The sequence below is a fragment of the Streptomyces sp. NPDC041129 genome, from assembly GCF_055592265.1.
In genome coordinates this window covers 388,390-402,097 of record NZ_JBVIYV010000001.1, presented here as the reverse complement: position 1 = coordinate 402,097, position 13,708 = coordinate 388,390, and the positions used below count along the sequence as shown (strand labels likewise).

Below are 13,708 nucleotides of genomic sequence, written 5' to 3'. Positions count from 1 at the left end.
CGGACACACCGAAGGCCGGACCCGGGGATCGGGGGCCCGGCCTTCGGAGGCGTGTCAGGCAGGTGGTTGCGCGCAGCGCGTCCCTCGGCGCGGGTGACTCAGAGGGCGACGCCGTGCGAGCGGAGGTAGGCGACCGGGTCCACGTCAGAGCCGTAGTTCGGCGTGGTGCGGATCTCGAAGTGCAGGTGCGGGCCGGTCACGTTGCCGGTCGCGCCGGACAGGCCGACCTGCTGGCCGGCGGTCACCGTCTGACCGGCCGACACCGAGAGCTGGGAGAGGTGGGCGTACTGGGCGTAGTAGCCGTCGTTCAGCTTGATGACGACCTGGTTGCCGTACGCGCCGCCCCAGCCGGCGGAGACGACGGTGCCGGCGCCGATGGCCTTCAGGGAGGTGCCGGTGGGGACGACGAAGTCGACGCCCGTGTGGTAGCCGCTGGACCACATGCTGCCCGCCACGTGGTAGGCGGTGCCGACGGTGGGTGCGGCGACCGGGAGGGTGTAGCCGGTCACGGGGGCGGCCTGGGTGGCGGGGGCGGCCTCGGCCGCCTGGGTGGCGCGGGACACCGCCTGCGTGGCAGGGGCGGCCGGGGCGGCCTTCGCCGGGGCCGCCGCCCGGGCGTCCGAAGACCGTGAGGCCCGCGAGGGGGCGGGGGACTCGGTGCGGGTCGGGGCGGCGGCCTTCTTGCCGAGCGACAGCTTCAGACCCGGGTGGATCAGCGCCGGATTCTCGCCGACGGCCTGCCGGTTGTCCGCGTAGAGCCGGTGCCAGCCACCGCTCACGCGCTGCTCACCGGCGATCTTCGCGAGGCAGTCGCCGGACTTCACCGTGTAGCTGCGGACGCCGGAGGCCTTCTGCGCGGCGGTCTTGCCGGCCGCCGTCTTCTCCACGGACTGCACGGCCTTTGCGGAGACGGGCTGCGCGGTGGCGGCGTGCGCCCCGGTGGCGCCCAGCAGGGGCAGGGCCAGTGCGGCGCCGCCGGTTCCGGCGACGGCGATGGAACGGGTGAAACGCTGAGCCTTGGGACGGCGGTGCTTACCCTTCGCGGGCATGACGCATTCCTCTCCGGCGCCTGCGAGGTGAGCTGTCGGGTTCGGGCTGGAGCTGCCCGGCCGCGCGGTGCGCGGCTGCACCCCGAGCCTGTCGCGGAGACCGGGACAGGCCGTCGTACCTGGTGGGTCCCCCGCTCCTGCCGGGCACGGGTCATGTGTGTGGGACTCCGGGCGGCGGCAGGATTCGGCGTTCCGTCCGGATTGCTGGCGAACGTAAGCGAGCGGGACGCACGGAAACAAGCGCCCGATTCCCGGCGTTCAGGTGCCAGAAGATCCAAATGGGAAATTCGTGGTCACCGTGCGTGAATTCCCACCCGCGCCGTCGATTCAAATTCCCGCCCCTCTTGGGGAATTAGGTGGACATGACGAACAGCGGACGGTCACGGCTATGACGCTCCTCACGCACCACTCCCCCAGGTGCCTTTACTCCGGGCCGAGTTGGAATGAAGGCGGCAATTGGGACAGAAGCATCAGATGCGGCGCAGGCGGATAACCACCGCGTCCAGGTCGCCACGCAGCCCGGTCGGCAGTCCGTGGTGCAGCAGGACGGCACCCCGATGCACTTCGCCCGTTTTGAGGCATTCATACGATGCCGTCGGGTCGAGCCCGCGCAGCCGTAGGCGCGGCACCGGCTCTCCGTAGTTCTGCGCCTGGAGGCAGGCCAGGACCACCGCCTCGCCCCCGAGTACGTACTGGACGGCGCTCAGGCCGCCCACCGGGGGCCGCAGCCGGTACAGGTCGCCCCGCTGGACGAGCGGCCTGATCTCCTTGTAGAGGGCCACCCAGCCCCGGGCCTCGGCCAGTTCCTCGTCGGTCCACTCGGTGAGGTCGCCGCCGACCCCGAGGACGCCCGCCATGGCGCTCACGAACCGGAAGCGCAAGGAGGTTGCCCTGCCGTTGAGCTGGGTGTTCGGGCTGTCGGTGACCCAGGCGGCCATCACGCGCGCGGGATGTATCTGGCTGAAGCCGTGCTGGATGGCGAGCCGGTCGAGCGGGTCGGTGTTGTCGGAGGTCCACACCTGGTCGGTGCGGCTCAGCGCACCGAGGTCGATCCGGCCTCCGCCGCCCGAGCAGGACTCGAAGGCGACCCGGGGGTGGGCGGCGCGCAGCCGGTCCAGCAGGGCGTACAGCGCGCGGACGTGGTCCACCCACAGGCGCTGCGGATACGGCTCGCCCGGCCATCCGGCGTCGGTGAAGCAGCGGTTGAAGTCCCACTTCACATAGTCGATCGGAGCGCCGGACAGCAGGGTGTCCAGCCGCTCCCACAGATACTCCTGGACGTCCTCCCGGGCGAGGTTGAGGACGAGCTGGTTGCGCAGTTCCGTCCGCCTGCGGCCGGGCTGGTACTGCACCCAGTCGGGGTGGGCGCGGTACAGGTCGCTGTCCGGGTTGACCATCTCGGGCTCGACCCAGATGCCGAACCGCATGCCGAGGTCGTGCACCTGGTCCGCCAGGGGCTTGAGGCCGTGCGGGAACCGGTCGGGGTTGGGCGTCCAGTCGCCGAGTCCGGCCCGGTCGCTGGTGCGGGCCCCGAACCAGCCGTCGTCGACCACGAACAGCTCGACGCCGAGGCCGGCCGCCCGCCGGGCGAGCGCCGCCTGCTGCTCCTCGGAGATGTCGAAGAAGGTCGCCTCCCAGGAGTTGAACAGCACCGGCCGGTCCCGCTCGGCGTCCGGGATCACATGCGCGCGCTGATAGGCGTGCCAGGTCCGGCTGGCCCCGCCGAAGCCGCCGTCGCTCCACAGGCCCGCGAACACGGGGGTGGTGTACGACTCCCCCGGCCCCAGGAGCAGCAGGCCCGAGTCGTCGTGGCCGGCCCCGCCGGTGATCTGCACGCGCGCGTCCGGGAGCTGGGCGACGGCGATCCGCCAGGAGCCGGACCAGCCCAGAGCGCAGCCGTAGACCTCGCCGCGTTCCTCGGTGGCGTCGGCGTCGAGGGCGACCCAGGGCAGGTGCTGGTGGCCGGTGTGGCCGCGGCGGCTGCCGATGACCTTCTCGCCGTGGGTGAGCGGCGCGCGCGTGAGCAGGGACTCAGCGGCCCAGCGGCCGTGCAGCTGGGACAGTCGCCAGCCGTCCCGTTCGGGCAGGGTCCAGGTGGCGGCGTCGGCGCGCAGCAGCTCCACGCGCGTGCGCCCGCCGTTCTCCAGGGTGACCCGGCGCTCCACGACGTCGCCGCGCATCCGGTAGTACAGCGTGATCGCCAGTCCGTCGTCCTCGAAGCGCAGCCGCAGCTCCGCGCCGTCGGCGCCGTCTCCCGTCCCGTCCCTGTCGCACTCGTACGACACGAAGCGCCATTCGGTGCCGCGCCGCTCGTCGGTGCGCACGCTGAGGGCGGGGCGGACGAAGCGGGGGCCGCCCTCGACGGGGTACTCCTCGCGGCCGTCGAGGGGGGACTCGAAGGGCCGGTAGGCGGGCAGCGGGCTCAGGGCCAGGGCCTCGGCGTCGGCGAGCGCGATGCGGGGCCCCCAGTGGAGGTGGAGCAGTTCGTGCGCCTCGGTCAGGTGCAGGGCATAGCTGCTGGTGGGCCCCGACAGGAGCCAGGTGCGTCCGTTCTCGGCGATGTCCACCATCGAGACCTCACAGGTGTCAACAGATCCGCGCAGGTGCGCACATCATCGGGGCCGGTGCGCTCCGGTGGCAACGCCTGTGGACAACTCATTGCCCGAGGTAATCGATGTCGTATCGTCGACGCAGCCCCCGCCGGCGAGCCGAGCCGACGGGTTCCGACCGGGAGGAGCCCCCGTGACGCAGCAGGTCCCGTCGACCGAGCCCGAGCTGGCCGGAGTGCGCAATTTCCGCGACGTGGGCGGACTGCCGACCGAGGACGGCCGGCGGGTGCGCCCGGGCGTGCTGTTCCGCAGCGGCCACCTCGCGCACGCGACGGAGGAGGACGCGGCCTTCCTCGGCTCCCTGGGCCTGCACACGGTGTTCGACTTCCGCAACGCGGCCGACCAGAAGCTGGAGGGCCCGGACGTCGCCCTGCCGGGGGTGCGGAACGTGAACCTGCCGCTGAGCGACCCGGCGGACGGTGCCGAGTTCTGGAAGATGGTCCGTGACGGCGACCTCGACCAGCTGCGCGGCATCCTCGCGGACGGCAAGGCCGCCGCCCGGATGGTCGCCTCGTACCGGACGATCGTCACCGAGCGCACCGCCGAGCACTCCCGGGTGCTGCACGCGCTGGCCGAGGACAGCGTCCCCGCGCTGATGCACTGCGCCGCGGGCAAGGACCGGGCGGGCATCTCCATAGCGGTGACCCTGCTCGCCGTGGGCGTGGAGCGCGACGCGGTCGTCGCCGACTACCTGGAGTCCAACGCCAAGCACCGCCGCTACAAGGTGCGCCGCAACGGCAGCCCCGACTCCGCGTACACCCCCGAGGTGATGGAGCTGCTCAGCCCGCTCTTCGACGCGCGCGCGGAGTACCTGCAGGCGGCGTTCGGGAGCATCGAGGCGACGTGGGGCGGACTCGACGCCTACTTCGAGCAGGGCCTCGGACTCACCTCGCGGACCCGTGAGCGGCTGCGGGAGCGCCTGCTCGACTGACGTCCGTCAGCTCTTGGCGCCCACCGCGAAGAGCAGGTAGAGGAACGCGGCGAACAGGTGGCCCACGGCGATGTAGATGATCAGCCGGATCCACAGGGAGCGGGGGAACTTCTCCTCGAAGTCGCTCATGGCAGCTCTCCGGTAAGGGAGCCCAGGCACAGCGCGGCCGTGGGGCTCTGCAGCAGGGTGTGGACGAACAGCAGCTCCACACCGCCCTGGTCCTCGGCGGCCAGGCGGTGCGGGGTGAGGGAGTCGAAGTGCGCGCTGTCTCCGGGGGCGAGCAGGTGCGCGGTGTCACCGAGGCGCAGCCTCAGGCGCCCCTTCAGGACGTGCAGCCACTCCTCGCCGGGGTGGACGCGCACGATGTCGCCCTGCGCGCCGTAAGGCACCCGGACGCGCAGCGCCTGCATGCCCCGCCCGGACGCGCCGGCCTGGAAGTAGGTCCAGCCGCCCGCGCGGGTGGGCTCCATGTCGGCGGCGCGCACGATGGCGTCCCGGTCGGCGACCCGCTCGCCCAGCAGTCCGGAGACGGTCGTACCGTAGGTACGGGCGAGCGCGAGCAGCATCGGCAGCGAGGGCTGGCGCCCGCCGGTCTCCAGCCGGGAGAGGTGGGCGGGCGAGAGCCCGGCGGTGCGGGCCGCGGCCTCCAGGGTGAGGCCGGCGCGCCGGCGCAGGGCGCGGAGCTGCGGCGCCACGGCGGGCAGGTCGTCGCCCTCGCCCGCCGGTGGCGAGTCCTCTGAGGCGTTCATGCCTCCATTGAGGCCGCAGAGTTGCCTCTGCGGCAAATTTCTTGTCTCAGAGGCAAAACGGCTTGCGGGCGGCTCTAGCGGTTGACCACCGCCTGCTTGATCAGCGTCTTCCCGAAGTCCCACATCAGTCCGCCGCCGTGGTGGGCGTCGTCCATGACGGCGGTGAAGGCGTCGACGAACCGGTCCACGTCGGCCTCGTCGATGATCAGCGGCGGGATGAGCTTGATCACCTCCAGATGGTCGCCGGAGACCTGCGTGAGGATGTGGTGGCGCTGCAGCAGCGGGACGACGACCATCTGCGCGAACAGGCCCTTGCGGGCGGCCTGCAGCATGGTCCAGCGGCCGCGCAGCTTCAGCGAGGAGGGCCGCCCGAACTCGATGCCGATCATCAGGCCCCGGCCGCGCACGTCCGCGAGCAGCTCGTACCGGTCGATCAGCGCGGTGAGCCGCGACTTCAGCAGCTCACCGGTGGCCCGCACCCCGGCGACGATCTGCTCGTTCTCCATGACCGACAGCACGGCGAGCCCGGCGGCCATGGCCTGGGCGTTGGAGCCGAAGCTGGCCGAGTGGACCAGGACGCGGTCCATGGACGAGTAGACCTTCTTGAAGATCCACTCCTTGCCCAGGGTGGCGCCGACCGGCACGTAGCCGCCGGACAGTGCCTTGGCCACGCACACCAGGTCCGGCTCCACGCCTTCCTCGTGCTGGTAGGCGTAGAAGTCGCCGGTGCGGCCGAGGCCGGTCTGCACCTCGTCGGCGATCAGCAGCGCCTTGTGCCGGTGCAGCAGTTCCTGGGCGGCGCGCAGATAGCCGGGCGGTGCCTCGTGCACGCCCTTGCCCTGGATGGGCTCGACGATCAGGGCGGCCACGTCGCCCTTCCTCAGCTCCCTGGCGAGGGCGTCGAGGTCGCCGAGGGGTACGGCGGTGTCGGGCAGCAGCGGGGCGAAGCCGTCACGGAAGCCGTCCTCGCCGTTGACCGACAGGGAGCCGGTGGTCAGGCCGTGGAAGGCGTGGTCGCAGTACAGGACGCGGGGCCTGCCGGTGGCGTACCGGGCGAACTTCAGGGCGGTCTCCACCGCCTCCGTGCCGCTGTTGCCGAAGAACACCCGGTCCAGGTGCGGGCTGTGGGCGAGCAGCCGCTCCGCGAGCAGGCCCGGCAGCGGCTGGCAGTCGAAGCGGGTGAGGTCGGCGAGGCCGAGGTCCAGGACCTCGTGCAGCGCCTTGCGGACGACCGGGTGGTGGCGGCCGAGGCCCATCACGCCGAACCCGGCGAGCATGTCCAGGTAGTCCGTGCCCTCCGTGTCGAAGAAGTGGGCGCCTTCGGCCCGCTCGTAGACCCGGTCGAAGCCGATGGTGTGCAGCATGCGCGGGAGCTGCGGGTTGAGGTGCTTGGCGTGCAGCTCGTAGCGTTCGGCTCCGCGCTCGGCGAGGAGGGCGCCGAGGTCGAACTCCGTGCTCATTCACTCTCCTTGGCTGTGCCGTCGAGGGCTCTGACGGCCTTGACGGCCAGGCTCGCGCTGATGCGCCCGGCGATCTCCACGGGCGTGAGGCCGATGTCGGCCAGTACCTCGCCGCGCTTGGCGTGCGCGAGGAACTGGTCCGGGATGCCGAACCGGCGTACCGGCACGTCCACGTCCGCGTCGCCGAGGGCGAGGGCCACGGCCGAACCGACGCCTGCCGCCCGGCTGTTGTCCTCTACTACGGCGACCAGGCGGTGACCGGCGGCCAGGCCCGGCAGGGCGGGGTCGACGGGCTTGACCCAGCGGGGGTCCACCACCGTGCAGCCGACGCCGCGTGCCGCGAGCAGCTCGGCGGCCTGGAGGCACACCGGCGCCATCACGCCGACGGCCACCAGCAGCACCTGGGGGTGCTCGCCGCGGTGCAGGACGTCCATGCCGCCCGCCTGGCCGACCGCCGGGATGTCCGGGCCGACCGATTCCTTGGGGAAGCGGACCAGGGTGGGCGCGTCGTCCACGGCGACCGCCTCGCGCAGCTGGGCGCGCAGCTGCCCGGCGTCGCGCGGGGCGGCGATCCGCAGGCCGGGCACGACCTGGAGGACGGACATGTCCCACATGCCGTTGTGGGACGCCCCGTCCACTCCGGTGACGCCGGCGCGGTCCAGCACGAAGGTGACTCCGCAGCGGTGCAGGGCCACGTCCATCAGCAACTGGTCGAAGGCGCGGTTGAGGAAGGTGGCGTAGACGGCGACGACGGGGTGGAGCCCGCCGGTCGCGAGCCCGGCCGCCGAGACGGCCGCGTGCTGTTCGGCGATGCCCACGTCCCACACCCGGTCGGGGAACCGCTCGGCGAAGCGGCCCAGTCCCACCGGGTGCAGCATGGCCGCCGTGATCGCGACGACGTCCTCGCGCTCCTCGCCGATCCGGACGATCTCGTCGCCGAACACCGAGGTCCAGGAAGGACCGCCGGCCGGGGCGAGGGGCGCGCAGGTGAGCGGGTCCATCACGCCGACGGTGTGGAAGTGGTCCTCCTCGTGGGCGAGGGCGGGTTCGTAGCCGCGGCCCTTCTCCGTGAGGCAGTGGACCAGGACGGGCCCGTGGAAGCGTTTCGCGCGGCGCAGCGCCGACTCGACGGCGCCGATGTCGTGCCCGTCGATCGGGCCGACGTACTTCAGTCCCAGGTCCTCGAACATGCCCTGCGGCGCGAAGGCGTCCTTGAAGCCCTTCTTCGCGCCGTGCAGGGACTCGTAGATCGTGCCGCCCACCACCGGGGTGCGCAGCAGCACCTCCTTGCCCCAGGCCAGGGCCTTCTCGTAGCCGTCGGTGGTGCGCAGGGTGGCCAGGTGGCTGGCGAGACCGCCGATGGTCGGGGCGTAGGAGCGCTCGTTGTCGTTGACGACGATGATCAGCGGCCGGTCCCTGGCGGCCGCGATGTTGTTCAGCGCCTCCCAGGCCATGCCGCCGGTCAGCGCGCCGTCGCCGATGACCGCGACCACGTGTCCCTTCTCCCCCAGCACCTGGTGGGCCTTGGCGAGGCCGTCCGCCCAGCCCAGCGCGGTGGAGGCATGGCTGTTCTCTATGACGTCGTGCTCGGACTCCTCGCGGGAGGGGTAGCCGGACAGGCCGCCCTTGCCGCGCAGCTTGGAGAAGTCCTGACGTCCCGTCAGCAGCTTGTGCACATAGCTCTGGTGGCCGGTGTCCCACAGGATGCGGTCGACCGGTGACTCGAAGACCCGGTGGAGCGCGATGGACAGTTCCACCACGCCCAGGTTGGGCCCGAGGTGACCGCCGGTTCTCGAGACCGCGTGCACCAGGAACTCACGTATTTCTTCCGACAGTTCGCCGACTTCCGCCTCGGACAGCGCCTTCAGGTCGCGTGGTTGCCGGATGGTCTCCAGGATCGTCACGCTGGGCCCCCTCTCGGTCCGTGCCGTGCCTTGCCTCAACTCACTTCATCCGCGGCGCCCGCCCCCTCGGCGAGCTTCATGGCCTCCTCGATGAGGGTCTCCACGATCTTCGACTCGGGGACGGTCTTGATGACCTCGCCCTTGACGAAGATCTGTCCCTTGCCGTTGCCCGAGGCAACTCCGAGGTCGGCCTCGCGGGCCTCGCCCGGGCCGTTGACCACGCACCCCATCACCGCGACCCTGAGCGGCACTTCCATGCCGTCCAGGCCTGCCGTGACCTCCTCCGCCAGTTTGTAGACGTCGACCTGGGCACGCCCGCAGGACGGGCAGGAGACGATCTCCAGCCGCCGCTGCCGCAGCCCCAGGGACTCCAGGATCTGAATGCCGACCTTGACCTCCTCGGCGGGCGGCGCGCTGAGGGAGACACGGATCGTGTCGCCGATCCCCCGCGACAGCAGCGCGCCGAAGGCGACCGCCGACTTGATGGTGCCCTGGAACGCCGGGCCGGCCTCGGTCACACCGAGGTGCAGCGGGTAGTCGCACTGGGCGGCGAGCTGCCTGTAGGCCTCGATCATCACGACCGGGTCGTTGTGCTTGACGGAGATCTTGATGTCGCGGAAGTCGTGCTCCTCGAAGAGGGACGCCTCCCACAGCGCACTCTCCGCCAGCGCCTCCGGAGTGGCCTTGCCGTACTTCTGCAGCAGCCGGCGGTCCAGGGAGCCCGCGTTGACGCCGATCCGGATCGGGGTGCCGTGGTCCTTGGCGGCCCGCGCGATCTCCTTCACCTGGTCGTCGAACTGCTTGATGTTGCCCGGATTCACCCGCACCGCGGCGCAGCCCGCCTCGATGGCGGCGAACACGTACTTCGGCTGGAAGTGGATGTCCGCGATCACCGGGATCCGCGACTTGCGGGCGATGACGGGCAGAGCGTCCGCGTCGTCCTGCGTGGGGCAGGCGACACGGACGATCTGGCAGCCGGACGCGGTGAGCTCCGCGATCTGCTGCAGGGTGGCGCCGATGTCCGACGTGCGGGTCGTGGTCATCGACTGCACCGAGACCGGGGCCCCGCCCCCGACCGCCACCGGCCCGACGTGGATCCGCCGCGACACGCGGCGCGGCGCGACCGGCCGGGCCGGCACCTCGGGGACGCCCAGGGGGACGGCGGTCATGGGGTCACTCCCGGTTTCCGGAGACGGTCTCGCGCATGGCCCGCAGCGACTCCTTCAGGGAGCCCATGGTGGCGAGGACGGCGGTGGGCTCGTACCCGCAGTGCGCCATGCAGTTGGCGCAGCGCGGGTCCTTGCCACGGCCGTACTTGTCCCAGTCGGTCTTCTCGATGAGCTCGCGGTACGTCGGGACGTAGCCGTCGCTCATCAGATAGCAGGGGCGCTGCCAGCCGAAGAGCGAGTAGTTCGGGATCGCCCAGGCGGTGCACGGGAAGTCGACCTTGCCCTCCAGGAAGTCCAGGAAGAGCGGGGAGTGGTTGAGCCGCCACTTGCGGCGGTTGCCGCCCGCGAAGGCCTTCCGGAACAGCTCGCGGGTCTGCTCCACGCCCAGGAAGTGCTCCTGGTCGGGCGCCTTCTCGTAGGCGTAGGCGGGCGAGATCATCATCTCGTCCACCCGCAGGTCGTCATTGAGGAAGTTGAGCACCTCGATGATCGTCTGCGGGGTGTCGGTGTTGAAGAAGGTGGAGTTGGTGGTCACCCGGAAGCCGCGCCGCTTGGCCTCCTTGATGGCCTCCACCGCCTCGTCGAACACCCCCTCCTTCGCGACCGACTCGTCGTGCCGCTCGCGCAGCCCGTCGATGTGCACCGCGAAGGCGAAGTAGGGCGAGGGCGTGAACTTGTCCATCTTCTTGCGCATCAGGAGCGCGTTGGTGCACAGGAAGACATACTTCCGCCTGGCCACGAGCTGGCGCACGATCTCGTCGATCTGCGGGTGCATCAGCGGTTCCCCGCCGGCGATGGACACCATCGGCGCACCGGACTCCAGCACCGCGCCCACGGCCTGGGCGACCGGCATGCGCTGCTTGAGCACACCGGCGGGGTGCTGGATCTTGCCACAGCCCTCGCACTTGAGGTTGCAGGCGAAGAGTGGTTCCAGCTCGACGATGAGCGGAAACTTGTCCCGCCTGCGGAGTTTCTGTTCGGCCAGGTATGTAGCGACCTTGATGGACTGACGCAACGGCATGGCCATCTGGCTCACCTCCGGGGGAGCGACAAAGAACGGTGCCATTCATAAAAAGCGGGCAGAACCGAGCGAAGGACACGGAAGGCTGATATTCCACCGCGCACCGTGCCGATACGGACGAGTTCATGTTCGGGAGCGTCCACGACCACCCGTACGGCCGCAACCGGGCGCTCGCCGGCGCGCACGGCGCTCAGCAGCGTGGCCGCCGACTCCATGTCGACCGCGATCGCGCCGGTCGCACGCAGCGCGGACCGCTCCGGGCCGCGGACGACGTGGTCGGAGCCGATGAGCGGTCCGGTGTGGACGGTGCGCCCGGGAAGGACGCGGGCGATCTCCTTGACGAGCGGTTCGGTGGCCACGCACGGGACGGTCCCGCGCGGGTCCCGGGTCTCCTCGGCCACTACCAGGTCGCCGGGGTGCATGCCGGGGGCGAGTCCGGCGCAGAAGCCGGTGGCCAGTACGGCCGCGGCGGTGAGCGCCGGCTCGGACAGGTGCCGGGTTACGGACCGTTCCGCCGCCCGGGGCCCCATGCCCGTGCGAACGAAGGTGACCGGCCCTCCCGCCCCTTCGCGTTCGCCGGTGCGCAGGGCGAGGTGCTCGATGCCGAGCGCGCAGGCGATCAGCAGCGGGGGCGGGGCGGGCCGGGTGCTCACCTCAGCTCACCGTGGCCTCGGGCAGCGGCTTCCTGCCGTCTGAGTGGGCCCTCCTGGCCCGGGCGAGCGGCGGCCGCTCGAAGGGGTCGCCGTGCAGGTAGCGGCCGAGCGCGGTGAGCGGGAACACCTGTCGGTACAGGTGGTAGTTGATGGAGAAGTCCCAGGGGAACCCGGTGCCGGTGAAGTACGGCTCGTCCCAGGAGCCGTCCTCCCGCTGGGTCGCGGCCAGCCACTGGATGCCGCGCTCCACGGCCTCCGAGTTCCGCTCCCCCGCCGCGAGCAGCGCCATCAGCGCCCAGCCGGTCTGCGAGGCGGTGGAGGCGCCGCGGCCGCTCCACTCCTTGACGTGCTTGTAGGAGCGCAGGTCCTCGCCCCAGCCGCCGTCGTCGTTCTGCACCTTCTCCAGCCAGGCCACCGCCCGCCGGATCGCCGGGTGCGAGCCGGGCAGACCGGCCGCGGTGAGCGCGGGCACCACGGAGCCGGTGCCGTACAGGTAGTTGACGCCCCAACGCCCGAACCACGAGCCGTCGGGCTCCTGTTCGGCGAGCAGCCAGTCGATGCCGCGCCGGGTGCGCGGATCGTTGGCCAGGCCCTCGGCGGCGAGCATCTCGACGACGTGCGCGGTGACGTCGGCGGACGGCGGGTCGATGACCTCGCCGAAGTCGCAGAACGGCAGCCGGTTCGGGAACGGGCTGGTGTTGTCGACGTCGAAGGCGCCCCAGGCGCCGTTCTTCGACTGCATACCCAGGTTCCAGCGCACCGCGCGCCCGATGGCGTGATCCACACGCTCGGGGTCGTGGTGGCGGACCCGGCGCAGCGCGAGGGCGACCTCGGCGGTGTCGTCGATGTCCGGGTAGTTGTCGTTGTGGAACTCGAACGCCCAGCCGCCGGGCGGCAGTTGGGGCCGCTTCACGGACCAGTCGCCGGGCCGGACGATCTCCTCGCCGAGCATCCAGTCGGCCGCCCTGACCAGTTGCGGGTGGTCGATGGGCAGGCCCGCGTCGACGAGCGCGATGGTGGCGAGGCAGGTGTCCCACACCGGGGACTGGCAGGCCTCGATCATCCGGGCGCCGTCCTCTCGCCACACGGCGAAGCGGTCCAGGGAGGCGAGGCCCTCGCGCATGACCGGGTGCTGGAGGTCGTAGCCGAGCAGGCGCAGCGCGATGACCGAGTACACGGCCGGGGGCTGGATCCCGCCCCAGCAGCCGTCGTTCTCCTGCCGCTCGATGATCCAGCGGGCGGCGGAGTTCATCGCCGCCCTGCGCAGCCGGCGCGGGACCACCTTGCGCAGCTGGTGCAACGCCTTGTCGAGACGCTGGAAGGCGCCGTCCCAACTCGCGACCGGAGCCAAGGGCTTGACGGGGTTGGGGTCGGCCGGGTCGGTGTGCAGCTCGTCCAGCGGGAAGGGGGCCGGGCGGACGGGGCGCTTGGCCGAGACGATGGTCAGCGGCACGATGGTCTGCCGCGCCCAGCACCCGAAGTCGTAGATGTTGAGCGGCATCCAGTGGGGGAAGTAGATCAGCTCCGGCGGGAGTTCGGGCAGGTCCTCCCATTTCCACCAGCCGAACAGGGCGAGCCAGATCCGGGTGAAGACCCGGGAGGCGGCGATGCCGCCGTGCTCGCGGACCCAGGCCGAGGCCTTCGCCATGTGCGGGGCGTCGGGCGCGTCGCCGGCCAGACGCAGGGCGACGTACGCCTCGATGGTGGTGGACAGTTCGCCGGGGCCGCCGTAGAAGGTGGCCCAGGTGCCGTCCGGGCGCTGCTCGCCGCGGATGAACAGGGCGGCGGCCCGCGTCGTCTCCTCGTCCAGGATGCCCAGGAACTGACGGAGCAGCAGGTCCTCGGCGTCCATGGTGACGTTCGTCTCGAGGTCGCCCTTCCACCAGCCCTGGGCGTCCTGGCGGGCGAGCAGGAAGTCGGTGGCGCGGCGCGCGGCACGTTCGGCGGCTTCTGGTACCCCGGCCGCCTCGGGCGTGGTGAGGTCTGTTTCGCTGGCCGCGGCAGCGCGGGGCGGCATGGTCGCTCCGGTGCTTCCGTCGGTCGTCGCTGTCATGGCTTCCCCTTCGTGCAGTCGTGCGAGTCGTGCTGCTGTGGGTCCGCCGTCGGCCGGTGCCGTCATCCGCGACACCGGCCGGCGACTACGCGAGGGTTATTCGACCGATA

The 13,708-nt window shown here is 71.4% G+C and carries 11 protein-coding genes and 1 riboswitch; of the genes, 1 reads left to right on the top strand and 10 read right to left on the bottom strand.

The features are described from left to right. Positions 1–98: 98 nt before the first annotated feature. A complete protein-coding gene (locus ACZ6B1_RS01725) occupies positions 99–1,049 on the bottom strand; it encodes a M23 family metallopeptidase (protein WP_468773948.1) in 951 nt (316 codons plus the stop codon). Between the two features lie 4 nt (positions 1,050–1,053). After that, a riboswitch (cyclic di-AMP (ydaO/yuaA leader) is annotated at positions 1,054–1,212 on the bottom strand. A 307-nt stretch (positions 1,213–1,519) separates the two neighbouring features. Next, positions 1,520–3,619 (bottom strand): alpha-galactosidase, encoded by a 2,100-nt coding sequence (locus ACZ6B1_RS01720; protein WP_468773947.1) that lies wholly within the window; start codon positions 3,617–3,619, stop codon positions 1,520–1,522. A gap of 172 nt (positions 3,620–3,791) precedes the next feature. On the opposite strand from ACZ6B1_RS01720, the gene ACZ6B1_RS01715 reads away from it, so the two are divergent. Further along, positions 3,792–4,589 carry a tyrosine-protein phosphatase gene (locus tag ACZ6B1_RS01715; RefSeq protein WP_468773946.1) on the top strand — a complete coding sequence of 266 codons (798 nt, stop codon included), beginning with the start codon at positions 3,792–3,794 and terminating at the stop codon, positions 4,587–4,589. A gap of 6 nt (positions 4,590–4,595) precedes the next feature. Here the strand turns inward: ACZ6B1_RS01715 and ACZ6B1_RS01710 are convergent, their stop codons facing one another. From ACZ6B1_RS01710 to shc, 8 genes are all read right to left on the bottom strand, one after another. Next, positions 4,596–4,718, bottom strand: coding sequence for a DUF6126 family protein (locus tag ACZ6B1_RS01710; protein ID WP_190019420.1), 123 nt, complete (start codon positions 4,716–4,718; stop codon positions 4,596–4,598). Next, positions 4,715–5,338 (bottom strand): helix-turn-helix domain-containing protein, encoded by a 624-nt coding sequence (locus ACZ6B1_RS01705; RefSeq protein WP_468773945.1) that lies wholly within the window; start codon positions 5,336–5,338, stop codon positions 4,715–4,717. The genes ACZ6B1_RS01710 and ACZ6B1_RS01705 overlap by 4 nt, the downstream gene beginning before the upstream one ends. Positions 5,339–5,412: 74 nt before the next feature. Continuing rightward, complete coding sequence (locus ACZ6B1_RS01700) at positions 5,413–6,798, bottom strand: aspartate aminotransferase family protein (RefSeq protein WP_468773944.1); 1,386 nt, start codon at positions 6,796–6,798, stop codon at positions 5,413–5,415. Beyond that, on the bottom strand, positions 6,795–8,702 hold the full coding sequence (gene dxs / locus ACZ6B1_RS01695; protein WP_468773943.1) for a 1-deoxy-D-xylulose-5-phosphate synthase: 1,908 nt from the start codon (positions 8,700–8,702) through the stop codon (positions 6,795–6,797). The genes ACZ6B1_RS01700 and dxs overlap by 4 nt, the downstream gene beginning before the upstream one ends. Positions 8,703–8,737: 35 nt before the next feature. Further along, a complete protein-coding gene (ispG, locus tag ACZ6B1_RS01690; RefSeq protein ID WP_468773942.1) occupies positions 8,738–9,871 on the bottom strand; it encodes a flavodoxin-dependent (E)-4-hydroxy-3-methylbut-2-enyl-diphosphate synthase in 1,134 nt (377 codons plus the stop codon). Between the two features lie 4 nt (positions 9,872–9,875). Beyond that, positions 9,876–10,898 carry an adenosyl-hopene transferase HpnH gene (hpnH, locus tag ACZ6B1_RS01685; protein WP_468773941.1) on the bottom strand — a complete coding sequence of 341 codons (1,023 nt, stop codon included), beginning with the start codon at positions 10,896–10,898 and terminating at the stop codon, positions 9,876–9,878. Positions 10,899–10,903: 5 nt separating this feature from the next. Further along, complete coding sequence (locus ACZ6B1_RS01680; RefSeq protein WP_468773940.1) at positions 10,904–11,545, bottom strand: phosphorylase family protein; 642 nt, start codon at positions 11,543–11,545, stop codon at positions 10,904–10,906. A 1-nt stretch (position 11,546) separates the two neighbouring features. Beyond that, positions 11,547–13,598, bottom strand: coding sequence for a squalene--hopene cyclase (gene shc / locus ACZ6B1_RS01675; RefSeq protein ID WP_468773939.1), 2,052 nt, complete (start codon positions 13,596–13,598; stop codon positions 11,547–11,549). Positions 13,599–13,708 lie beyond the last annotated feature (110 nt).

What these genes read in the sequence shown, in the direction of transcription:
- ACZ6B1_RS01725 (WP_468773948.1), bottom strand. Translation starts at nt 1,049, where the DNA reads ATGCCCGCGAAGGGTAAGCACCGCCGTCCCAAGGCTCAGCGTTTCACC.
- ACZ6B1_RS01720 (WP_468773947.1), bottom strand. Translation starts at nt 3,619, where the DNA reads ATGGTGGACATCGCCGAGAACGGACGCACCTGGCTCCTGTCGGGGCCC.
- ACZ6B1_RS01710 (WP_190019420.1), bottom strand. Translation starts at nt 4,718, where the DNA reads ATGAGCGACTTCGAGGAGAAGTTCCCCCGCTCCCTGTGGATCCGGCTG.
- ACZ6B1_RS01705 (WP_468773945.1), bottom strand. Translation starts at nt 5,338, where the DNA reads ATGAACGCCTCAGAGGACTCGCCACCGGCGGGCGAGGGCGACGACCTG.
- ACZ6B1_RS01700 (WP_468773944.1), bottom strand. Translation starts at nt 6,798, where the DNA reads ATGAGCACGGAGTTCGACCTCGGCGCCCTCCTCGCCGAGCGCGGAGCC.
- ispG (WP_468773942.1), bottom strand. Translation starts at nt 9,871, where the DNA reads ATGACCGCCGTCCCCCTGGGCGTCCCCGAGGTGCCGGCCCGGCCGGTC.
- hpnH (WP_468773941.1), bottom strand. Translation starts at nt 10,898, where the DNA reads ATGGCCATGCCGTTGCGTCAGTCCATCAAGGTCGCTACATACCTGGCC.
- shc (WP_468773939.1), bottom strand. Translation starts at nt 13,598, where the DNA reads ATGACAGCGACGACCGACGGAAGCACCGGAGCGACCATGCCGCCCCGC.